Annotated in this window: 21 protein-coding genes, 1 tRNA gene and 1 riboswitch; of the genes, 17 read left to right on the top strand and 5 right to left on the bottom strand. The window is 45.3% G+C overall.

Going from position 1 to position 20,607, the window contains the following annotated elements; all coding sequences use genetic code 11:
• Position 1: 1 nt before the first annotated feature.
• From H7198_RS00715 to H7198_RS00650, 14 genes are all read left to right on the top strand, one after another.
• Positions 2-670, top strand: coding sequence for a DUF4811 domain-containing protein (locus tag H7198_RS00715; RefSeq protein WP_274457832.1), 669 nt, complete (start codon positions 2-4; stop codon positions 668-670).
• A 206-nt stretch (positions 671-876) separates the two neighbouring features.
• Positions 877-1,077 carry a cold-shock protein gene (locus H7198_RS00710; protein WP_091503150.1) on the top strand — a complete coding sequence of 67 codons (201 nt, stop codon included), beginning with the start codon at positions 877-879 and terminating at the stop codon, positions 1,075-1,077.
• A gap of 127 nt (positions 1,078-1,204) precedes the next feature.
• Complete coding sequence (gene gpmA, locus H7198_RS00705; RefSeq protein WP_274457828.1) at positions 1,205-1,915, top strand: 2,3-diphosphoglycerate-dependent phosphoglycerate mutase; 711 nt, start codon at positions 1,205-1,207, stop codon at positions 1,913-1,915.
• Between the two features lie 81 nt (positions 1,916-1,996).
• Positions 1,997-3,274, top strand: coding sequence for a solute carrier family 23 protein (locus H7198_RS00700; protein WP_274457826.1), 1,278 nt, complete (start codon positions 1,997-1,999; stop codon positions 3,272-3,274).
• A gap of 346 nt (positions 3,275-3,620) precedes the next feature.
• A complete protein-coding gene (gene atpB, locus H7198_RS00695; RefSeq protein ID WP_274457824.1) occupies positions 3,621-4,337 on the top strand; it encodes a F0F1 ATP synthase subunit A in 717 nt (238 codons plus the stop codon).
• An 87-nt stretch (positions 4,338-4,424) separates the two neighbouring features.
• The gene (atpE, locus tag H7198_RS00690) at positions 4,425-4,652 is read left to right on the top strand and encodes an ATP synthase F0 subunit C (protein WP_274457822.1); all 228 of its coding nucleotides are present in this window, start codon (positions 4,425-4,427) and stop codon (positions 4,650-4,652) included.
• Between the two features lie 25 nt (positions 4,653-4,677).
• Positions 4,678-5,184, top strand: coding sequence for a F0F1 ATP synthase subunit B (gene atpF / locus H7198_RS00685; RefSeq protein ID WP_274457820.1), 507 nt, complete (start codon positions 4,678-4,680; stop codon positions 5,182-5,184).
• A 9-nt stretch (positions 5,185-5,193) separates the two neighbouring features.
• Positions 5,194-5,736, top strand: a complete 543-nt coding sequence (gene atpH / locus H7198_RS00680) for an ATP synthase F1 subunit delta (RefSeq protein ID WP_274457818.1) — start codon at positions 5,194-5,196, stop codon at positions 5,734-5,736.
• A gap of 12 nt (positions 5,737-5,748) precedes the next feature.
• Entirely contained in the window at positions 5,749-7,266 is a 1,518-nt protein-coding gene (atpA, locus tag H7198_RS00675) for a F0F1 ATP synthase subunit alpha (RefSeq protein WP_091503137.1), read from the top strand.
• A gap of 11 nt (positions 7,267-7,277) precedes the next feature.
• Positions 7,278-8,195, top strand: a complete 918-nt coding sequence (locus tag H7198_RS00670) for a F0F1 ATP synthase subunit gamma (protein ID WP_274457815.1) — start codon at positions 7,278-7,280, stop codon at positions 8,193-8,195.
• Between the two features lie 48 nt (positions 8,196-8,243).
• Positions 8,244-9,644 carry a F0F1 ATP synthase subunit beta gene (gene atpD, locus H7198_RS00665; RefSeq protein ID WP_274457814.1) on the top strand — a complete coding sequence of 467 codons (1,401 nt, stop codon included), beginning with the start codon at positions 8,244-8,246 and terminating at the stop codon, positions 9,642-9,644.
• An 11-nt stretch (positions 9,645-9,655) separates the two neighbouring features.
• The gene (locus tag H7198_RS00660) at positions 9,656-10,099 is read left to right on the top strand and encodes a F0F1 ATP synthase subunit epsilon (RefSeq protein WP_274457812.1); all 444 of its coding nucleotides are present in this window, start codon (positions 9,656-9,658) and stop codon (positions 10,097-10,099) included.
• A 167-nt stretch (positions 10,100-10,266) separates the two neighbouring features.
• Positions 10,267-11,130, top strand: a complete 864-nt coding sequence (locus H7198_RS00655) for a LysM peptidoglycan-binding domain-containing protein (RefSeq protein WP_274457810.1) — start codon at positions 10,267-10,269, stop codon at positions 11,128-11,130.
• Between the two features lie 96 nt (positions 11,131-11,226).
• Positions 11,227-11,298: transfer RNA gene (locus tag H7198_RS00650), tRNA-Glu, on the top strand.
• A gap of 118 nt (positions 11,299-11,416) precedes the next feature.
• Here the strand turns inward: H7198_RS00650 and H7198_RS00645 are convergent.
• Positions 11,417-12,400: a ketopantoate reductase family protein gene (locus tag H7198_RS00645; protein ID WP_274457807.1), complete on the bottom strand. Its 984-nt coding sequence runs from the start codon at positions 12,398-12,400 to the stop codon at positions 11,417-11,419.
• A 133-nt stretch (positions 12,401-12,533) separates the two neighbouring features.
• Here H7198_RS00645 and trpS point away from each other — a divergent pair, with 133 nt between their 5' ends.
• From trpS to H7198_RS00630, 3 genes are all read left to right on the top strand, one after another.
• Positions 12,534-13,550, top strand: a complete 1,017-nt coding sequence (gene trpS, locus H7198_RS00640) for a tryptophan--tRNA ligase (RefSeq protein WP_274457805.1) — start codon at positions 12,534-12,536, stop codon at positions 13,548-13,550.
• Between the two features lie 97 nt (positions 13,551-13,647).
• A complete protein-coding gene (locus H7198_RS00635; protein WP_274457803.1) occupies positions 13,648-14,253 on the top strand; it encodes a hypothetical protein in 606 nt (201 codons plus the stop codon).
• Positions 14,254-14,270: 17 nt separating this feature from the next.
• Positions 14,271-14,443: riboswitch (Lysine riboswitch) on the top strand.
• A gap of 86 nt (positions 14,444-14,529) precedes the next feature.
• On the top strand, positions 14,530-15,975 hold the full coding sequence (locus H7198_RS00630) for an amino acid permease (RefSeq protein WP_274457801.1): 1,446 nt from the start codon (positions 14,530-14,532) through the stop codon (positions 15,973-15,975).
• A gap of 46 nt (positions 15,976-16,021) precedes the next feature.
• Here H7198_RS00630 and H7198_RS00625 read toward each other — a convergent pair whose 3' ends face one another.
• The 4 genes from H7198_RS00625 to H7198_RS00610 all read right to left on the bottom strand — a co-directional run bounded on the left by H7198_RS00625 (position 16,022) and on the right by H7198_RS00610 (position 20,500).
• Positions 16,022-17,986: an FtsX-like permease family protein gene (locus H7198_RS00625; protein ID WP_274457800.1), complete on the bottom strand. Its 1,965-nt coding sequence runs from the start codon at positions 17,984-17,986 to the stop codon at positions 16,022-16,024.
• A 1-nt stretch (position 17,987) separates the two neighbouring features.
• Positions 17,988-18,743 (bottom strand): ABC transporter ATP-binding protein, encoded by a 756-nt coding sequence (locus H7198_RS00620; protein ID WP_274457798.1) that lies wholly within the window; start codon positions 18,741-18,743, stop codon positions 17,988-17,990.
• 97 nt (positions 18,744-18,840) lie between these two features.
• Positions 18,841-19,824, bottom strand: coding sequence for a sensor histidine kinase (locus H7198_RS00615; RefSeq protein ID WP_274457794.1), 984 nt, complete (start codon positions 19,822-19,824; stop codon positions 18,841-18,843).
• Entirely contained in the window at positions 19,817-20,500 is a 684-nt protein-coding gene (locus H7198_RS00610) for a response regulator transcription factor (protein ID WP_274457791.1), read from the bottom strand. The genes H7198_RS00615 and H7198_RS00610 overlap by 8 nt, the downstream gene beginning before the upstream one ends.
• Positions 20,501-20,607: the final 107 nt, after the last annotated feature.

Genomic DNA, 20,607 nt, shown 5'->3' with positions numbered 1-20,607 from the left:
GATGATTATTATTCTATTTATTCTTTTTGTTATTCTGGCCTTCCTATCATTGATGTTGATTAAGAACCGTCCAGTACGTGTGGTATCAACTTTGGTTTCCTTTGCCCTTGTTGCCTTATCCATCGTCTTGATTGTGGCGAACGCTCACGATCACTATGGTATGGACGTGAAGACAAAGACGGCTAAGGTTCAAATTTACTCAGCGCAAGACCAAAACACTTACGGTGTCTTGGCCTACCAGCCTGTTGGTACTTCTGGTCGTGAAAAGGCCTTTGTTTATAAGGCCAAGTCTGATGCCAAGAAGACGACGGTTGCAAAGCCTGATTTGAAGACGTCAACGCAAATCCAAAACGTTGATGGTAACCAGGCCTTCCAAGTAACCACAACCAAGGAATACGTTTACAAGAACGACTTTTACAAGTTCCTCTTTGGTTGGGCTGGTAACAACCACGACGTGAAGTCAAAGGTTGTGACTTACCAAGTGCCAGCTACTTGGATTGCCTTGTCTGCTCAAGATGGTGCTAAGTTGAAGGCGGTTTTGTCTGCTAAGGTTTCTGATCCTGATTTCATTTCATGGATGAAGCAAAATAAGGAAACGGCAGCAACGGACCCTGATCAAGCAGCTCGCGATGCAGTTTCTTATTACAAAAACATTTTATCTAATTCATAATATTCAAAAATCAGCCGTTTAAATTCTGTAATAATTGTAATATTTATAGAATCACTTCGTTGTAAAGTGGGGTTGGCTATGTTATAGTTAACTTGTAAATTAAGTTTGAATTTTGATTTTGATTTGTTTTTTTCGAAAGGCGTCATACCAAAAACATCTTATTTATTTACATGACACAGATGGGATGACCCAAAGGAGAAACAATCATGGAAAAAGGTACAGTAAAGTGGTTTAACAGCGAAAAGGGCTACGGCTTCATCACTCGCGAAAACGGTGAAGATGTCTTTGCACACTTCTCAGCTATCCAAGGCGACGGATTCAAGACTTTGGAAGACGGACAAGACGTTACGTTTGAAGTTGAAAACTCAGACCGCGGATTGCAAGCTGTTAACATCAACAAGGCTTAATTCTTTAATTAAGTTTGAAAAGCTCGGACATTTGTCCGGGCTTTTTCTTTTGCTCGGATACTGCAAAGGGGCACCTGAATGTTGTATAATAAGCAAGAATCATTTCAAGCAAAAAAGGAGCTAGAACATGGCAAAATTAGTTTTGATCCGTCACGGACAAAGTGAATGGAACGCATTGAACTTGTTTAATGGTTGGGTGGACACAAAGTTGTCTGAACAAGGTATCGAACAAGCTAAGCACGCAGGTGAATTGTTGAAGGCAGAAGGCATCGAATTCGACCAAGCCTACACTTCAGTTTTGACTCGTGCCATCACGACTTTGCACTACGCTTTGGAAGAAGCTGGTCAACTTTACGTTCCTGAAGAAAAGTCATGGCGTTTGAATGAACGTCACTACGGTGCTTTGCAGGGTAAGAACAAGGCTGCCGCTGCTGAAAAGTACGGTGAAGACCAAGTTCACATCTGGCGTCGTTCATACGATGTTTTGCCTCCACTTTTGGACAACTATGAAGAAACTGTTGAAGTTGAAGGTAAGACTTACCCTGCCTTTGACGCACGTTACGCTGATGTACCTTACGGTGAATTGCCATTGGGTGAAAACTTGAAGGTTACTTTGGAACGTGTATTGCCTTTCTGGGATGCTAAGATCAAGAAGGATTTGGCAGCTGGTAAGGATGTTGTGATTGCTGCCCACGGTAACTCACTCCGTGCTTTGGTTAAGCACTTGGAAAACATTTCAGATGACGACATCTTGAATGTTGAAATCGCTAACGGACAACCAATCGTTTACGATTTGGCTGCTGATTTGACGATCAATTCAAAGAAGGTTTTGAAGTAATTCGGCCTTTTGAATCACCGATATTGTTTCGGTGATTTTTTTTGAGCAAAAATACGATTTTATAATTCTGGAGAATATGAAATGAAAAAGACTGTCGAGAGCGAACAAGCGGTTTATAACTTGTATGACCGACCACCGCTGCTGCCATTTATCGGTTTATCCTTGCAGCATTTATTCTCAATGTTTGGTGCAACCATCTTAGTACCTCTGTTAGTGGGTCTTGATCCAGCCGTTGCACTCTTTGCTTCTGGTGTTGGAACATTGATTCATTTGCTAACGACCCACGGTCGTGTACCAGCCTACATGGGGTCTTCCTTTGCCTTTATTATTCCAATGGTTTCGATGATGAAGACGGTTGGTTATTCAGCCGTCGGGCAGGGGGTTGTTTCAGTTGGTCTCTGCTACCTTGTCATTGCCTTGATCGTTTCGAAGGCGGGAACGGCTTGGATTGATAAAATCTTCCCACCGGAAGTGGTTGGACCAGTTATTATGGTGATTGGTTTGTCACTCGCTCAGACGGCGGCTGAATCTGGTACGCAGATTAATGGGCAGTATGACATGCGCGCCTTCATCGTTGCCGGAGTGACTTTACTGGTTACGATTTTTTGTAACTTCTATTTAAAAGGTTTTCTGGGATTAATTCCGGTGTTACTCGGAATCATCATCGGTTACATCTGTGCATTACTCTTCGGATTAGTCGACTTTTCCCCAGTGGTACAAGCCGATTGGTTCTCCCTTCCTCATTTTGACTTTTTCTTTGCCGGTTCGGCTAAGCACGCGGCTCACTTCTATCCAATGGCCATGTTAACCATGATGCCCCTGGTTTTGGTGACCCTATCCGAACATCTGGGCCACTTGCTTGTGTTGAAGAAAGTCACTGGGCACGACTTCTTTAAAGATCCTGGTTTGAGTAAGACTTTGGCGGGGGACGGATTAGCCTCTGTCTTTGCTGGATTGGTTGGTGGACCGGCCCTAACTTCTTATGGTGAAAACATCGGTGTCATGCAACTCTCCCGTGTTTTCTCAGTATGGGTAATTGCGGGAGCTGCCTGTTTTGCTTCAATCTTTGCCTTTATCGGGAAGTTAGCTGCTTTAATTCGTTCTGTTCCGGGAGCTGTCACTGGCGGTGTTGGCCTTATGTTGTACGGTGTGATTGCTGCTGCCGGTATTCAGGTAATGGTAGATAACCGCATTGATTACGGTAAGAAGCGAAACCTGTTGATTGCTGGACCGGTCTTGGTTGTTGGAATTGGAAATTTCCACCTGCAGCTTTTATCAGAAGTTGATTTTTCAGGAGTAGCTATTGCAACTGTTCTTGGAATTGTTCTGAATTTAATTCTCCCAAAAGAGAGTAAATAACGAGATAGAAAAGCCATTCGAATGAATGGCTTTTCATTTTTGATTGTACTTTCACAAAATTGCTAAAAAAGTTCATTCTAATTAAGCAATTTTAGTATTTTTTCATACGATTCTTTTTAATAAACACTTTTATAAGACTGTTGGATAGCTATTTATAGGCATTTCCAACACTTTTATTATTTTGTCTCATTTATTTCTTTTTTTAATAAAAATATCTCATTTAGTTGTGAAAATGGCACAAAATCCCTTGTATTTAGAATATAGTGAGCGTATTATTGGGGTATATTTTGAGTGATAAGAATGATGTCTTGCGTCAAAATAGAAAATTGTAGAAAGGAGAAAACCGATGGATGAACCGACATCAACATTTTCTTTCTTAGGGTTGACCTTTACCTGGACAACAGTGCTTTCAACCTTGTTGGCTATGAGCGTTGTTGTCTTGTTGGCTGTCTTCCTTACCCGGAAGGTGTCAATTCGACCAACGCGTGGTCAAAACGTGATTGAATATGTGTTGGACTTTGTTAGGGGAATTCTGGGAGACCAATTGCCAAGCAATTTGGCTCGTCAGTTTGGTCTGTACAGCTTCACGTTATTCCTTTTCTTAGTAGTTTCAAACGAGATGGGATTATTGCTGCAAGTGAAAACAGCATCTGACGTGACTTTGATTAAATCGCCAACGGCGGATCCTTTAATTGCCTTTAGTTTGGCTATCATGTCAATTATGTTAGCCAATGCAACGGGTATTAAGACCCTCGGATTGGGCGGCTATCTCAAGAACATGTTCTTGAAGCCTTACGCAGCACTGTTCCCATTGAACTTCGTTGAGCAGGTGACAAACTTTTTGACACTGGCTTTGCGACTCTTTGGAAATATCTTTGCTGGTGAATTAATGTTGAATTTGCTAGCAAGCATGGCCTTTTCATTACATGGATTTGGCTGGATTATTGCTTTGCCGCTTGAGATGGCCTGGCAGGCCTTCTCATTACTAATCGGTGGCATCCAGGCCTACGTTTTCGTTATGTTAACAGCCGTTTTTACGGCACAGTTATCTGGCGAAGAGTAGTGTGGAACTACTGCTAGTAGCAGACGCGGGGGACCGTTATCATCCAATAGTAGAAGAAAGCTCTTTCGTAACTAAAGGAGAAAGCAAATGGATTTACATAACTTAGGTGTTATTGCAGCTGGAATCGCCTTTGCCGGAGCCGCCATTGGTGGTGGTATCGGTGTTGGTGTGATGTACTCACAGTTTTTGGCCGGAATGTCTCGCCAACCTGAATTGGCTGGGAAGCTTTTGTCACGTGCCTTCCTTGGATTGGCCTTGGCCGAAGCCTTGCCAATTATCGTTGTTGGTATGGCCTTTACTTTGATCAACAAGTAAGAGGAATCCTTAGAGGAGATAAAAGATGGCGCAAACATTATTAATGACAAAGGCGATGCCACTTGGCGATATGGTCTTTATTATTGTTGCCTTCCTCCTACTAATGGTCATTTTGAAGAAGGTGGCCTACGGACCTTTGACACAGGTCTTAGACCAACGTGCGGATAAGATTAACAAGGACTTAGATGACGCTCAACAAAAGAGCAAAGATGCTGCTTCCTTGGTTGAACAACGTCAAAAGGAACTTTCTGAATCAAAGAACCAAGCGAGTCAAATGATTGAGACGGCTAAGAAATCAGCTCAGGCACAATCTGATTCATTGATTCAAGCGGCAAACACGCAGGTTGCTGGCATGCGCCAATCAGCCCAAGAAGATGCTGTTCAGATGAAGAACGATGCGATGAACACGGCCAAGAAGGACGTGGCAGACTTGTCTGTAACCATCGCTTCCAAGTTGATTCAAAAAGAATTATCTGCTGATGACCAGCGCGCCTTAATTGATGCTTACTTAGCAGAATTAGGCGAGCAGTAAGGAGGACAGATGGCTAACAAAAAGGAAAAAGTGGTCGAACAATACGCCGAAGCGCTTTTGGCGTACGGCTCCGATCAAGATTCTTTTGACAGCCTACTGGCTGACTTGAAAGTCGTGAACGATGTGGTAGCAAAGAATCCGAAATTAACGGCTTTGCTATCCGCGCAAACGATTTCAGAAGAAGACCAAGTCTCCTTATTGGATACATTAACCAAGGGTGCTAACCAAGGTGTTGTGAACTTAACAAAGATTTTGTTGAGTCACCACCACTTCGCATTGTTCGGTGCAGTGGTTAATCGATTTTTTGAGCTTTATCAGCAAAGCCAAGGTATTGAAAGTGTTGTAATCACTTCAGCCGTGGCAGTTGATGATAATCAAAAGGAACGATTGGCTAAGGCTTTCCAAAAGCAAAGCGGGGCAAAAAAGGTTGAAGCAACCTATACAGTCGACCCAGAATTGGTCGCTGGTGTGTCCATGCAATCCAAGTCAATTTTAATTGACGGATCGCTGAAGACGAAAATTGCCAAATTGAAGGCAGAGTTACTAGGTTAGTGAGGAAAAGACATGGCGATTCAAGCTGAAGAAATTTCTGCTTTAATTAAGCAGCAGCTCGAAAAGTTCGACACAAAACTGACTGTAGAAGAAATTGGAACAATTACCTACATTGGTGATGGTGTTGCCCGAGCAACAGGCTTGGCTAACGCTCTTTCTGGTGAATTGGTTACCTTTAACAACGGTGCCTACGGTATGGTCCAAAACCTTGAAGAATCTGAAGTTGGAATCATTGTCTTAGGTTCCTCAGAAGGTATTCGTGAAGGGGATACAGTTAAGCGAACAGGACACGTAATGGAAGTTCCTGTTGGTGAAGAATTGATTGGGCGTGTCGTCAACGCTTTGGGACAACCCATTGATGGATTAGGCGACCTAAATACTACAAAGACTCGACCTGTCGAAGCCAAGGCACCAGGTGTCATGGCTCGTAAGTCAGTCTCAGAACCATTGCAAACTGGAATCAAGGCCATTGATGCCCTTGTCCCAATCGGTCGTGGTCAGCGTGAGTTGATCATTGGTGATCGTAAGACAGGTAAAACATCAATTGCCGTTGATACTATCTTGAACCAAAAAGACCAAGACATGATCGTTATTTACGTAGCGGTTGGTCAAAAGGACTCAACGGTTCGTGAACAAGTTGAAACGCTCAAGAAGATGGGCGCAATGGACTACACCATTGTTGTTAATGCAGGGCCTGCTGAAGCAGCTGCTTTGCTTTACCTGGCACCATATGCTGGGGCAGCAATGGGTGAAGAATTCATGTACAACGGTAAGCATGTCTTGATTGTCTTTGATGACCTATCAAAGCAAGCAACGGCATACCGTGAGATATCTTTGATTCTTCGTCGTCCACCTGGTCGTGAAGCCTATCCTGGGGATGTCTTCTACTTGCACTCACGTTTGCTTGAACGTGCGGCCAAGTTGTCAGACGAACTAGGTGGTGGATCAATGACGGCCTTGCCAATTATTGAAACGCAAGCTGGTGATGTGTCTGCATATATCCCAACCAACGTTATTTCAATTACTGATGGACAGATTTTCTTGGATGCCGACCAGTTCTACGCTGGTGTACGTCCTGCCATCGATGCCGGAACTTCTGTTTCTCGTGTTGGTGGAGATGCTCAAATCAAGGCTATGAAGAAGGTTTCCGGAACATTGCGTTTGGACCTTGCTTCATACCGTGAATTGGAATCATTTGCCCAGTTCGGTTCTGATTTGGATGCGGCAACGCAGGCTAAGTTGAACCGTGGTAAGCGAACGGTTGAAGTTTTGAAGCAACCATTGCACAAGCCAATGGCTGTTCAACACCAAGTCTTCGTTTTGTATGCATTGACTCATGGTTACTTGGACGATGTTGCTGTTTCTGACATCCAACACTTCCAAGATGAATTCATCGCTTACTTGGATGCTAGTCAAAAGGATTTGTTGAACGAAATCGTGACAACAAAGCAATTGCCTGACACCGATAAGATGGATGCTGCAGTGAAGACCTTTAAGGATAGCTACACAGGCTCTTCAGCTGACAAATAAAAGGAGGCAAAATGGCTTCTTTACAAGATATTAAGCGGCGAATTGCTTCTACCAAGAAAACTCGTCAGATTACGTCAGCCATGCAGATGGTTTCAACTGCAAAGTTGAGCCAAATTCAACGTTCGACGAAGGGCTACCATGAGTATGCCTACCGTCTAAAAGCCGTTGTTTCACATTTGATTGAAGCACACGTCTTGGATAACGTTGATTCATCCCATTTGCCAATGGTTGCTAAGCGTCCTGTTAAGAAAACGGGAATCTTGCTTGTAACTTCTGATCGTGGTTTGGTAGGGTCATACAACGCCAACATCATCAAGAAAACAAACGCCTTGATGAAGGAACACAACTTAACGCCAGAAAACACTGTGATTTTGGCTATCGGGGGTAACGGTGCCGACTTTTATAAGAAGCGTGGCTTTACCGTTGCCTTGGAACACCGCGGTCTATCGGATGTGCCTACCTTTAACGAGGTTCGTCAGGTTCTAAAGACTGTGATTTCCCTTTATGAAGCCGAAGCCTTTGACTCTTTGCACATGGTCTACAACCACTTCATTAACCGTTTGCAAGCGGACCAACGAAACGTCCAATTGCTTCCGTTGACACGTGAAGTTGTTGAAGAAACCAAGGAACAAGAGGATGAAGACGGGCAGGAACAATCTTTCGATACGATGTCTGCCTACGATTCTGAGCCGGATACAGCGACTGTTTTAAACGTGGTTTTGCCACAGTATATTCAGTCCCTTGTCTTTGAGGCCTTGCTCGATGCTAAAACAACTGAGCACGCCGCTTCATCGACAGCGATGTCTTCTGCAACTGACTCTGCTGATGATTTGATCTCAACACTTAGTTTGCAGTACAACCGTGCTCGTCAGTCACAGATTACGACTGAAATCACCGAAATTACCGGTGGTATGGTCGCTTTGGAATAAGAAATTGAGGGCGGTGTTTAACACCGTTAACACAGAAAGGAAACAAGCATGACTACTGGAAAAGTCGTACAAGTGATCGGTCCAGTCGTTGATGTGGCCTTTGATGAAGGAGTTGAAATTCCTGAAATCAACAATGCTTTGTTGGTTCAATTAGGGGATGACAAGACTTTGACCGTCGAAGTTTCATTGGCCTTGGGAAACGGTGTTGTCCGTACCATTGCCATGGACGGAACGGATGGGTTGCAGCGCGGCATGGCTGTTCAAGACACTGGTAAGCCAATTGAAGTTCCCGTTGGGGAAGCAACTTTGGGTCGTGTCTTCAACGTTTTGGGTCAACCAGTTGATAACGCTGGTGCCATTGACGATTCTGTTGAACGTCACCCAATCCACCGGGCAGCCCCTGAATACGATGAATTGACAACTTCTCGAGAGATTCTCGAAACAGGTATCAAGGTTATCGATTTGTTGGCGCCATACATTCGTGGTGGAAAAGTTGGATTATTCGGTGGTGCCGGTGTTGGTAAAACCGTTTTGATTCAAGAGTTGATTCACAACATCGCCCAGGGTCATAATGGTATTTCTGTCTTTACTGGTGTCGGGGAACGTACCCGTGAAGGTAACGACATGTACCACGAAATGAAGGAATCTGGTGTTTTGAAGCAAACTGCCATGGTTTATGGTCAGATGAACGAACCTCCTGGCGCACGTATGCGTGTTGCCTTGACAGGTTTGACAATGGCCGAATCCTTCCGTGATAACGAAGGAAAAGATGTTTTGCTCTTTATCGACAACATCTATCGTTTCACACAGGCCGGTTCAGAAGTTTCAGCCTTGTTGGGACGTATCCCATCAGCCGTTGGATACCAACCAACATTGGCTTCTGAAATGGGTAAGCTCCAAGAACGAATCACGTCAACGAAGAAGGGGGCCGTTACATCAATCCAGGCCGTTTATGTGCCTGCTGATGATTATACTGACCCTGCTCCTGCCACGACTTTCGCCCACTTGGATGCTACGACTAACTTGGAGCGTTCATTGACGCAACAAGGTATCTACCCAGCCGTTGATCCTTTGGCATCAACGTCTTCAGCCTTGGACCCAGAAGTGGTTGGACAAGAACACTACGAAGTGGCAACTGAAGTTCAACGGACGCTCCAGCGTTACCGTGAATTGCAAGACATCATCGCCATTTTGGGTATGGATGAATTGTCAGACGAAGAAAAGGTTACGGTTAACCGGGCCCGTCGTATTCAATTCTTCCTTTCACAACCATTCGCTGTTGCTGAAACCTTCACTGGCGTGAAGGGTGAATATGTCCAAATCGCTGAGACAGTTCGCTCATTCAAGGAAATTTTGGATGGTAAGTACGATGACCTACCTGAAGATGCCTTCCGTAACGTCGGTCCCATCGAACAAGTGGTGGATAAGGCGAAGTCAATGGCCCAATAAGGGGGTAATCCATGGCTGAACAAGAACAACAACAGACTGGTATTACAGTGAGAATCGTGACGCCAGATGGTCAAGTTTTTGATCAATCTGGATCCGAAATCGCCGTTATTAACACTAAGGGTGGCCAGATGGGAATCATGGCGGGGCACGAGCCAATTTTGGCAGCCTTAGCCATTGATGAAATGATTGTTAAAAAAGATGATCAGAAGCGATCACTTGCCGTTAACGGTGGGGTTGCTGAATTTTCACATAACCTATTGACGGTTATTGCAGATTCAGCTGAAGTTGCTGATGATATTGATGTTGATCGTGCTAAAAGTGCCAAGGAACGTGCGCAAGCACGCTTGGCCGAAGCGCAAAAGGTTAACGATAACCGTGAAATCAAGATGGCTCAAGTCGCATTGATGCGAGCTGTTAACCGTATTCACGTTGCTTCTATTCGCTCAGGCCGATAAGAAGTGAAAAGGACTAGCAAAAGCTAGTCCTTTTTTTATGTTTTTTAAAAGTTTTTTTGGATATTTAATGTGTACTTAAACTTTAGGGGTGTATCATAGGACATAGAGTAAGTTCAGGAAGTGGAAACATCTCTTGAAATGAGTTACAGAAAAGGAGATATTCATCTATGACTATTAAGAATAAGTTGTTAGTTGCTGCAGGACTTGCTGGATCAGTTGCCTTGGGACACCACGCTGCTTCTGCCAATAGCGCAAAGCAGCACACGATTCGCTCAGGCGAAACGTTGACAAGCATCGCTAAAGATTACAACGTCAGCGTTGATCAATTAGCTAAGGAAAATAACATCAAGAACGTTCACCAGATTTACACTGGTGAGAACTTGGTTATTGACCAAACCGACTCAGATAATTCAAATCAAACGACTACCGATTCAAATGACAACACTGGAAGCTACACGGTTCAATCAGGTGATAACCTTTGGACTTTGGCACAACGCTTCAACACAACGGTTGATAACTTGGCATCATTGAACAACATTCAAGATGCAAGTAAGTTGTCAGTTGGACAGGTTTTGAAGACAACGGGAACTGCCGCTGCTACACAAAACACGCAAACAAATACCGACAGTCAAAGTCAAGCCGACTCACAAGCACAAGCTGATTCAGCAACTGCTCAGAGCCAAGCTGACTCACAGGCACAAGCTTCACAAGCTGCCGCTGCGCAAGCACAGGCACAAGCTGCTTCAGCTTCATCATCAGCTACTGTTGTTAATACTTCAACTGCAAGCACTGATTCATCAGAAGAAGCTGCCTTGCAAGCAATTATTAACAAGGAATCTGGTGGTAATGTAAATGCTACGAACGGTATTTACTATGGTATCGGACAGTTGTCACCATCATTGCGTGCTCGCTATGGTGGAAACACGGCGGATTACCAAGACCAGTTGCAAGCCATGAAGGCTTACATCGCCGACCGTTATGGTTCAGCGCAAGCTGCTTTGGCACACCACAACCAATACAATTGGTACTAAAATAAAAAAAATTTAGATTTCCTATTGACGAGGGTAGCGTCTACTTGCTATACTAACATAGTTGTTTGATAGCGATATCGAGCAACAACTGACCATGGCCCGTTGGTCAAGTGGCTAAGACGCTGCCCTTTCACGGCGGAATCGAGAGTTCGATTCTCTCACGGGCTACTAAAGAGTCGCAAGCATTTGCTTGTGGCTTTTTTGTTTGCATTTTTAATAGTCGATTGCTTGATTTATAAATTATAGGCAAAAGAAAAAGCCCCTTTATAGGGGCTTTTTTAATGGATTACTTTACTTCCAACTGGTTAACAGGTGGATTGAATTCACGCATGGCTTCGGCCAAGTGAACCAATCCAGTGATGAAACGTTGTGTTGGCGCGGCAACACCGTGTTCTTCAGCTAAGTCTGCAATCCAACCGTTGATGTAATCAACTTCTGTTGGACGATTCTTAACGAAGTCTTGGTACATGGAAGGGAAGTGCAATGGCACAACTTCACGGGCCACGTAGTCAACTTGAACCAACATTTCTTCACGGGTTTCAAGCAAGGTAATGCCGGCTGCGGCTGCAGCATCGTAGGCTTCGTCAACTAATGGCTTGGCGATGGTTGGAACGAACTGGTCGTATGACAACAAGTTTCCCATACGAGCTTGGAACATCGTCGCAATTGAGTTTTCAACCGCGTTGAAGAATACCTTGGTCAACAACGTTCCCATAAAGTTGTTTGAGTAGGTAGGGTTCAAATTGGCTGCTTGGAAGTCTTCCATGACCTCTTGAGTTTCAGCGGTTTTAACACCAGACAAGTTTGAGTAGGCAGAAGCCCCTGAGTTAGCCTTACCGATGAAGTCAACGTCACCGTAATCAGACAAGATAGTGGCAATCATGGCTGTTCCACCGATAATCTTGTCATCCTTGAAGTAGGATTGGAGCTTTTCGATGTGGCCCATACCATTCATCGCGCCCACGGCCACTTGGTGGTCCTTGAAGTGGGGTGCCATTCGCTTCAAAGTTTCTTCCATCTGCATTTGCTTCATGAAGAAAATCCAAACGTCTGGATCACCTTCGTATTCTTCAGGTGAGAAGATCTTTACTGGGACCGGATGTCGGTCCTCATGATCTCGTGATTGGTAAACAACGTTTCCTTGAGCCTTGATCTTGTCAACTGATTCCTGGGTTGGTTCAACGAACTCAACCTCTTTTCCAGCAACTTCTTGGAGTAAAAGACCGTAGCGCAAGCCCATGGCACCTGCCCCAACAACTGCATATTTCATAGTACCGACCTCGCTTTCATTAGATAGTTTTAATTTATTCTTAATAATATACCAATAACAAAGCAATCCTGCAAGACTTTATACAATTCGATATAATAGAGTGGTTAGAAAATAAAGGGAAATAAAAGCAACCATGGAAAAAGAAATCTATTTAACTGGCGATCGACCAACTGGGAAATTGCACATTGGGCACTACATCGGATCATTGAAGAATCGTGTGGCCATGCAAAACGAGGGAATTTATGATCCTTACATCATGATTGCCGACACACAGGCTTTCACTGATAACGCTCGTGACCCAGAAAAAATTCAAAAGTCATTGACGGAAGTGGCTCTGGATTACTTGGCTGTTGGCATTGATCCAACGAAGTCAACGATTTTTGTGCAGTCACAAATTCCAGCTTTGGCCGAATTGACCATGTTCTACATGAACTTAGTTTCATTGGGTCGTTTGGAACGAAACCCAACGGTTAAAACCGAAATCCAGCAAAAGGGATTTGGTGATGGTATTCCAGCTGGTTTCTTGACTTATCCTGTTTCCCAGGCTGCTGATATCACACTCTTCAAGGCAACAAAGGTGCCAGTTGGGGATGACCAGAAGCCAATGATTGAACAAACACGTGAGCTGGTTCGCTCATTCAACAACGCTTATCACACCGACATCTTGGTTGAGCCCGAAGGGGTCTTCCCGCCAAAGGGACAGGGACGTTTGCCTGGTATCGATGGTAACGCGAAGATGTCCAAGTCTTTGAACAACGGTATTTACTTGTCCGATGACTACGAGACTTTGGCCAAAAAAGTCAAGTCCATGTACACGGACCCAACACACATTCGTGTTGAAGATCCTGGCCACGTGGAAGGTAACGTTGTCTTCACCTACCTTGATATCTTTGATCCTGACAAGAAGCGTGTTCAGGAATTGAAGGATCACTACCAACGTGGTGGCCTTGGAGATATGAAGTTGAAGAAGCACTTGCTCGACGTGATGGACGCCGAACTCGCACCAATCCGCGAACGCCGTTTGGAGCTTGCTAAGGACATGGACGCTGTTTTGAAGATGCTGAAAGACGGTTCTGAAAAGGCTAACACTAAGGCTGAAGAAACGATGAAGCAGGTTCGTGCAGCAATGGGTATTAACTACTTTGGTTAAGAAGCCTTAGTGAACGGATGCAACATTTAGACGAAAGGTCGCAAATTCATTGATTTATCCACTGAAAAAGAGACGTTTCTTACCACTCTTTGCTTTATTGATTTTTATTATCTTATCGGGGATGCTCCGGTTTAATTCGTCCCTTTTAAACTTATTGGACGCGGTTGGCGCCATTGCCATTCAGACTTTGGCAAACTCAAAGCTGGGCTTTCTGATTGTTCCTGCCTACCTGTTAAAGAATTTTTGGATGGCCTGGTTACTAACCATTGTTTGGGCAGCTTTTCTACGTGCCTTAGATTTCAAAGTCGGTTTCTGGTGGTCCTTAGCCTGCTCATCAATTTTGATTATTATGTGTTGGGCCTGGTCAATTCTGACCTTCTTCTACTGGGATGAGGGCCCAGTTTTGCTGCAGATGATGCCCGCTTTGTCGAATGCGCTCTGGGCTTTCTTGCTCTTCCAGATTCAGCAGGTGCTGATTGTTCGCTTGCCACTGGCACACTGGGTGAAGACAACACTGGCCGGCATCATGATTTTCTTCTGGTTGATTTTGGCTGCCGCATCCATCGTTGATTACGATGTGTCGGTAACGACTTTGATTGGTTCCGCTCTCTTCGGTTACTGGTTCTTCCGCACGTCAGCGGGGGTTTACTGTCGACAAGCTAAGCACTGGCAACAGTTCTTCGGAGTTGACGGTAAAATTTAGTTATGCTATTCTAAAAATACAAACAAAGAGGTTGCGACCAAAATGAGTCCTGCCGGTGAGTCTACCCAAGACGCAGACCCGGTACAAAAGGTGCGGTCGCCGAAAGTTCTTTGCTCGGGGGAGTAAAGGCTTGGGACATGGAAAAAGATTCCATGGACTGTCGTTTTTTAAACGGTGCGCTTTGCTATCATGCTTAAAAAATGTGATGACGCCTACTTTTGTTTTGATACAAGAGTAGGTTTTTTGTTTGAAAAAAACAAATGGAGGTTTTTGCTCATGGCAGAAACGAACGAAAATACAATTCAACATGAATTGAAGACACGACACGTGTCCATGATTGCCCTTGGTGGTTCAATTGGAACCGGGCTCTTCTTAACGTCTGGTGCTTCGGTTTCACAGGCCGGACCTTTTGGGGCTATTTTAGCCTACCTAATCATTGGAATCATGGTTTACTTCTTGATGACTTCCCTTGGTGAGATGGCGACTTTTGCACCCACTTCTGGATCTTTTGCGGAATACGGAAACCGCTTTGTTGACCCAGCCTTTGGATTTGCCTTAGGGTGGAACTATTGGTTCAACTGGGCCATTACTTTAGCCGTTGATACGGTGACGGTTGGTTTGGTTGCCCAGTTCTGGTTGCCAGATGTTCCTTCTTGGATCTTCTCAGCGATTGCGCTCTGCTTAATCTTCTTGATTAACCTCTTCTCTGTTAGCACCTTCGGTGAAACAGAATTCTGGTTGTCCTTGATTAAGGTTGTGACCATCTGTTTCTTCCTCTTCATTGGGGTTTTGGCCATCTTTGGTATTATCCACTCCAACACGGATGTTGTCCGCAACTTGACTGTCGGTCAACACGGATTCGTTGGCGGATGGCAGGGTGTCCTTTCCGTCTTCGTTGTTGCTGGATTCTCATTCCAGGGAACAGAATTGATTGGAATCACGGCTGGTGAAGCCAAGGACCCACGCAAGTCCGTGCCAAAGGCCATTCACTCCGTCTTCTGGCGAATCTTGCTCTTCTACATCGGGGCTATCTTTGTGATTTCTGCCCTGGTTTACTACCAAGATCCACGTTTGATGTCTGCTGCCGACTCCGGTAACGTTATGATGTCACCCTTTACCATCGTCTTTAAAAACGCTGGTATCGCCTTTGCTGCTTCATTGATGAACGCAGTTATCTTGACTTCTGTTTTGTCAGCCGCCAACTCAGGAACTTACGCGTCAACCCGTACTCTTTACTCCCTTGCTCGCAAGGGTCAGGCGCCAAAGATTTTCGGTCGCCTAACAAAGCACGGTGTGCCTTGGGCATCCCTCTTGTTGACGATGTGTGTCGGCCTTGTGGCCTTTACTTCAGAAATGAAGGGCGGAAACGTTGTTTATGGTTGGTTGGTTGCCGCTTCTGGTTTGACCGGATTCTTGGCTTGGATGGGAATTGCCATCGCTCACTTGCGTTTCCGTAAGGCCTACGTGGCACAGGGAAACGATGTCAACGACTTGCCATACAAGGCAAAGTGGTTCCCATTCGGTCCAATCTTTGCACTCTTCATGTCTTTGGTTGTTATCTTCCTTCAAGATCCCGAAGCCTTCGCTCACTGGGAGTGGGATAAGATTGCCGTGACTTATTTGTCCGTGCCAATCTTTGTCATCCCTTACTTGGGCTACAAGTGGTCAAAGAAGACCAAGGTTATCCCACTACAAGAAGTGGATTTGACTGGTAAAAAATAAGTAAATGAAAAAGTCGTTCGCATTCGCGAACGACTTTTTATGTGTCTTAATTCAACTCCGTGACCTGTTTGAAGTAGGTGCGGGAAGTGATCTTGTAAATGATGTAGTAGATGATGACCATTAAGAGGATGGTTGACACCATGACGACGTAGACGGCCGATGTGAGTGGTACTGAGAAGGCTAGCAAGAGCTTGTTAATCATTGGCATGGCAAAGCTCAAGTGAATGAGCGAAACGGCAATTGGAAGGCCAAAGAGCCAGATGATTTGCGAGCGAATGGTCTTCTTGATTTCGCCCTCTGACATTCCAACCTTCTGCAGGATTTCGAACTGGGCCTGGTCGGCCTTTCCTTCAGAAATCTGCTTGTAGTAGATCATCAGGCCGGTGGCCAGGATGAAGGAGATGGAGAAGAGAATGCCGATGAAGAAGAATCCACCGTAGATACCGTTCATGACTTTTTCAGTCATCGACTTCACTTGGAAGGTCATGTAGTTGCCTTGGTAGTTGTCCAAGGCCTTGTAGAAGTCTTCCTCATGCTTAGCTGAACCGCTGAGGTTGAAGTAGTAGTTGGTCTGCATGAGAGTGTCTGGTAGGGACGCTGGGAAGAAGTTCTTCGCAACGGACTTCAAGCTGTCTTCCGTTGGCAAAACGAAGACGAAGGAAGCTGTCATATCCGGCATGGCCGATGGCATACCCTTAATGTTCTTGAGGTTCTGCTTGACCGTGTAGTGGTCCTTGCCAAAGTAAACAGAAGACTTGGTTAACTTGGCACCGTTCAGGCCGTAAGCCAGAACTTCGTTTGCGTTAAGGGTCTGCTTGCTGCCAGTAATGGCTTGATACTCGTCCAAGGTCATAAATTGCACGTTACGTTCGTTGGGCTTGTTTTCAAAATCCGTGCTAGTGAAGTGCTGGTCCTTTGACATGGAGGTACGGGCGACTTCGGTTGTCGTTTGGGTATAGCTATCCGTTGCCTTGAGGTCGTACTTGGCTAGCATGTCATTAATCTGTTCTTTTGAGATGCCGTCTTTGTTATCGAGGTTAGTTGATATCTGGACATCCCGTGGAAAAGTCTTTTGAATCAAGTCCGCTTTTCCAAAGTACATCGAAGCAGTCGTTACCGTCACAACCAAAGTCATCGTAGTCAGCAAGGCGATGGACGCCAGCCCAACGGCATTCTGCTTCATTCGGAAGAGCATGTTGGAAACGGTGATGAAGTGCTTGCTTTGGTAGTAGTAGCTTTCTTTCTTTTGGAGGGTTTTTAAAATCAAAGTCGAAGCCGCAATAAAGAGCAGGTAGGTGGCTACAGCCACGAGTAGAACCGCCACGAAGAATTGGTTGACCGCCTTGATTGGGGATGGCACGGTCAATGACAGACCGTAACCCCAAACAAGGGCGATGGTACCAAGTAAGAAGAAAATCCAACGGTTCTTAGGAGCCGAAGCCCCTTTCTTTTCGGACTTCATTAAGTCCAAGGTGTTGGTGCGAGCCACTGCAATGGCATCAATGATGGTTAGTACCGCATAGATGCCAAAGAAGAAGGCAATGGTGCAGACCAAAGCGGGGAGGGAAAGTTCCATCCCGAAGGTCTTACCACCCACCATGCGAACGAGTAAAAGAATCATCAGCTTGGCAAAAACGAAGCCGGTGATGAGTCCGGTTACGATGGTGATGGCAAAGGACATGGCCTGCTGAATCAAAGAAATCTTGACCAAGTCCGACTTTTTCATCCCGAGGATGCTATAAAGGCCGAACTCCTTTTCCTTGCCCTTCTTTAGGAAGGAGTAGGTGTAGATCATGATGACCAGGGAAAGTAGGCCGATAATAACTTGTCCGAGTACTAGTAGCAGGCGGACGATGTCGGAGGCGAACTGCAGGTTTTTAACCCCCGATGAGTAAATGAGTAGCTGAACTAAGAAGTTCAAGGCGACCGCTGCCGTTCCGGCTAGAAGGAAGGGGAGGTAGCTTTCCTTATTCTTGCGGAGCGAGTCGAAGGCGAGTTTCACGTAAAACATGTTAAGATTGCCCTCCTAGCAAGTTCGTCATGGCATCGTTGATGGCCACGAGCATTTCCTGTTCGGTCTTTTCACCGCGGTAGAGCTGGTGGAAGACGGTTCCGTCCTTAATGAAGAGTACGCGCCCGGCGTGGGAGGCTGAAAAAGAGGAGTGGGTGACCATCAAGATGGTCTGTCCGTTCTCGTGGCATTCGTCAAAGAGGTTCAAAATGTCAGCGGCGTTCTTGGAATCCAAAGCACCGGTTGGTTCGTCACAGAGCAACAATTCTGGCTTGGTAATCAAAGCACGGCCGATGGCCACACGCTGTTGCTGCCCACCAGACAATTCGTAGGGGTATTTATTCAACAAATCCTCGATGCCGAGTTGCTTGGCCAATGTGGCTAACTTTTCTTCCTTGCCCTTGGTCTTCTTAGCAAGAACCAATGGTAGGTAGATGTTGTCCTTCACTGATAGGGTGTCCAGCAAATTGAAGTCTTGGAAAACGAATCCGAGGTGGTCACGGCGGTAGGCGGCCAAGTCCTTGTCCTTCAAGGATGCTAATTCTTCATCTTTCAAAAAGATGTGGCCAGCCGTTGGCTTGTCCAAGGTGGCGATACAGTTTAGCAGGGTCGACTTTCCAGAACCGGACTCACCCATGATGGCAATGAACTCGCCTTCGTCAACCTTGAAGTCGACGTCTTTTAAGGCTTGAACCTTCTGCGTTGAGCGCTTTGATTTGTATTCTTTCTTGAGGTGGTTAACCGATAAAATTGTCATGATTTGCTCCTTGTTTTTTAATATGCACTTAGCTTAACGCAAAAAGGATGACCGCCGTGCTTACAGGCAGGGCTGCCATCCTTACAGTCTTGTAAGATTAGGATAAAGTCTGCTGTGAGCAGTCAATTGTCACCGTTGTACCAACCCCAATGCTTGATTCAATCGATACCTGATGGCCCAGTTTGTCTAAGATTTCTTTGACAAGGTAGAGACCCAGACCTGACGCGTTATCGGATACCCGACCGTTAAAGCCGGTATAGCCCTGGTTGAAAACCTGGGGAAGGTCGGCTGCATCAATGCCGATACCAGAATCTTGGATGATAATCTTTTGATCATCGGTACAAGCAATCCGAATGCCACCATCCCGGGTGTACTTAATCGCGTTATAGATAATTTGTTCGAGAGCAAAGCGCAGCCACTTACTATCGGTAATCAGGGTAAAGTCGCCCTCATCAACCGTCAGTGATAGGTCCTTTTGAATAAAGAAGAATTTGTACTGCTTTAATACCTGCATGACCAGCGAACGAGCCGAGCTTTTCTTCAAGTTCAAATCCCCGTTAAAGTTTTGAAGACGGATGAAGGAAAGGAGCATTTCGAGATACTGATTAATCAAGAAAAGCTGTTCTTTGGTTTGCGCCTGGTCAACCGTTCCCGTTTGGTTCATTAAATCCAAAACAGACAGGGGGACTTTAATCTGGTGGGCCCAGAGGGCGTAGTAGTCCTTGAGCTTTTGACTCTCCAAATTCTTCTCTTCGACCAGCGCCGCCTTTTGGCTTAGCACTTTTTCAAGCAGTTCTTGCAGCGACTTTTCCTGACTAGTCGCACCTAAGTCCTCATCAATTGTGGATAAGTCCTGTTCTTCCAGTAAATTACGAACAGCTCGCCGCTTCTTGTACCAGTGAATAGATAAAAAGACGGTGATAATTACCAACAAGTAGGTTAGTGGCCAGAAGACATCAGAAAAAATTGCTGAATTGCTGGAACGGAGAACCGTCGACCAAGCTAAGAAAAGAATCGTGCAGGCATAGAGGAGGTAGAGCAGCCAATAATCTTTTAGAAAGGTCAGCCAACTTTTAAGCATGAAGGGTCAACCCCTTTCCCTTAACCGTTTGCAGTACTGTATCAAAACCAATCTTCTTCGTCTTCGTCCGAATTCGGTTGACCATCACCGACAAAGTATTCCGGTCGATAAAGAGCTCGTCATCCCAAAGGGCTTCCATAATCTCTTCCTTTGATACCACCTGACCGGTCTTTTCAAAGAGGGGATAAAGCAGCTTGGTTTCGTTCTTGCTCAAGGAAACGACCTGTCCATCCTTGCTCAAGCTATTATCCAGGATGTTCAGCTCAAATCCGGCAAAGTCCTTCACGGCCGTTGACGTTGACTCAGCCACACTTTCCGTCCGGCGCAAAAGCGCCTGAATCTTAACAATCAACAAATCCAAGTTAAAGGGTTTGGTCATGTAATCATCAGCACCCAGATTCATGGCCATAATCTGATCCGCGTCTTCTGCACGAGAAGAGAGGAAGATAATAGGTAGTTGCGACTGCTTGCGAATCGCCTGCGTCCAGTAAAAACCATTAAAGAAGGGCAAGTTCACATCCATCAAGACCAGGTTGGGCTTGGCTGCCAGCACCTCTTGATCAACTGCGTGAAAGTCCTGGCAGGAAGAGACAGTAAAGCCCCAGCCAGCAAGGCCCTTTTCCAAAAGGTCCACGATTTCTTGATTGTCTTCCACGATAAAGATGTGTGCGGTCATGGGGATGTCTGTCTTTCTATCTATTAGTAATTGAATAAGCTGACTTTATATTAACATAGCTTAGAACTGACGCGTTCGGTAGCTTCCAGCAGTGCTATACTTTAGTT

This window comes from Fructobacillus sp. CRL 2054, assembly GCF_028764065.1.
Classification (GTDB): domain Bacteria; phylum Bacillota; class Bacilli; order Lactobacillales; family Lactobacillaceae; genus Fructobacillus.
This window is presented reverse-complemented; position numbering and strand designations above follow the sequence as displayed.

Excerpts from the sequence above, each read along its gene's own strand:
- atpA (WP_091503137.1), top strand. The coding sequence starts at position 5,749 with ATGGCGATTCAAGCTGAAGAAATTTCTGCTTTAATTAAGCAGCAGCTC.
- H7198_RS00645 (WP_274457807.1), bottom strand. The coding sequence starts at position 12,400 with ATGAAATATGCAGTTGTTGGGGCAGGTGCCATGGGCTTGCGCTACGGT.
- trpS (WP_274457805.1), top strand. The coding sequence starts at position 12,534 with ATGGAAAAAGAAATCTATTTAACTGGCGATCGACCAACTGGGAAATTG.
- H7198_RS00710 (WP_091503150.1), top strand. The coding sequence starts at position 877 with ATGGAAAAAGGTACAGTAAAGTGGTTTAACAGCGAAAAGGGCTACGGC.
- H7198_RS00610 (WP_274457791.1), bottom strand. The coding sequence starts at position 20,500 with ATGACCGCACACATCTTTATCGTGGAAGACAATCAAGAAATCGTGGAC.
- atpE (WP_274457822.1), top strand. The coding sequence starts at position 4,425 with ATGGATTTACATAACTTAGGTGTTATTGCAGCTGGAATCGCCTTTGCC.
- atpB (WP_274457824.1), top strand. The coding sequence starts at position 3,621 with ATGGATGAACCGACATCAACATTTTCTTTCTTAGGGTTGACCTTTACC.
- H7198_RS00660 (WP_274457812.1), top strand. The coding sequence starts at position 9,656 with ATGGCTGAACAAGAACAACAACAGACTGGTATTACAGTGAGAATCGTG.
- gpmA (WP_274457828.1), top strand. The coding sequence starts at position 1,205 with ATGGCAAAATTAGTTTTGATCCGTCACGGACAAAGTGAATGGAACGCA.
- H7198_RS00670 (WP_274457815.1), top strand. The coding sequence starts at position 7,278 with ATGGCTTCTTTACAAGATATTAAGCGGCGAATTGCTTCTACCAAGAAA.
- H7198_RS00700 (WP_274457826.1), top strand. The coding sequence starts at position 1,997 with ATGAAAAAGACTGTCGAGAGCGAACAAGCGGTTTATAACTTGTATGAC.
- atpD (WP_274457814.1), top strand. The coding sequence starts at position 8,244 with ATGACTACTGGAAAAGTCGTACAAGTGATCGGTCCAGTCGTTGATGTG.
- atpH (WP_274457818.1), top strand. The coding sequence starts at position 5,194 with ATGGCTAACAAAAAGGAAAAAGTGGTCGAACAATACGCCGAAGCGCTT.
- H7198_RS00615 (WP_274457794.1), bottom strand. The coding sequence starts at position 19,824 with ATGCTTAAAAGTTGGCTGACCTTTCTAAAAGATTATTGGCTGCTCTAC.
- H7198_RS00620 (WP_274457798.1), bottom strand. The coding sequence starts at position 18,743 with ATGACAATTTTATCGGTTAACCACCTCAAGAAAGAATACAAATCAAAG.
- H7198_RS00630 (WP_274457801.1), top strand. The coding sequence starts at position 14,530 with ATGGCAGAAACGAACGAAAATACAATTCAACATGAATTGAAGACACGA.
- H7198_RS00715 (WP_274457832.1), top strand. The coding sequence starts at position 2 with ATGATTATTATTCTATTTATTCTTTTTGTTATTCTGGCCTTCCTATCA.
- H7198_RS00655 (WP_274457810.1), top strand. The coding sequence starts at position 10,267 with ATGACTATTAAGAATAAGTTGTTAGTTGCTGCAGGACTTGCTGGATCA.
- atpF (WP_274457820.1), top strand. The coding sequence starts at position 4,678 with ATGGCGCAAACATTATTAATGACAAAGGCGATGCCACTTGGCGATATG.
- H7198_RS00625 (WP_274457800.1), bottom strand. The coding sequence starts at position 17,986 with ATGTTTTACGTGAAACTCGCCTTCGACTCGCTCCGCAAGAATAAGGAA.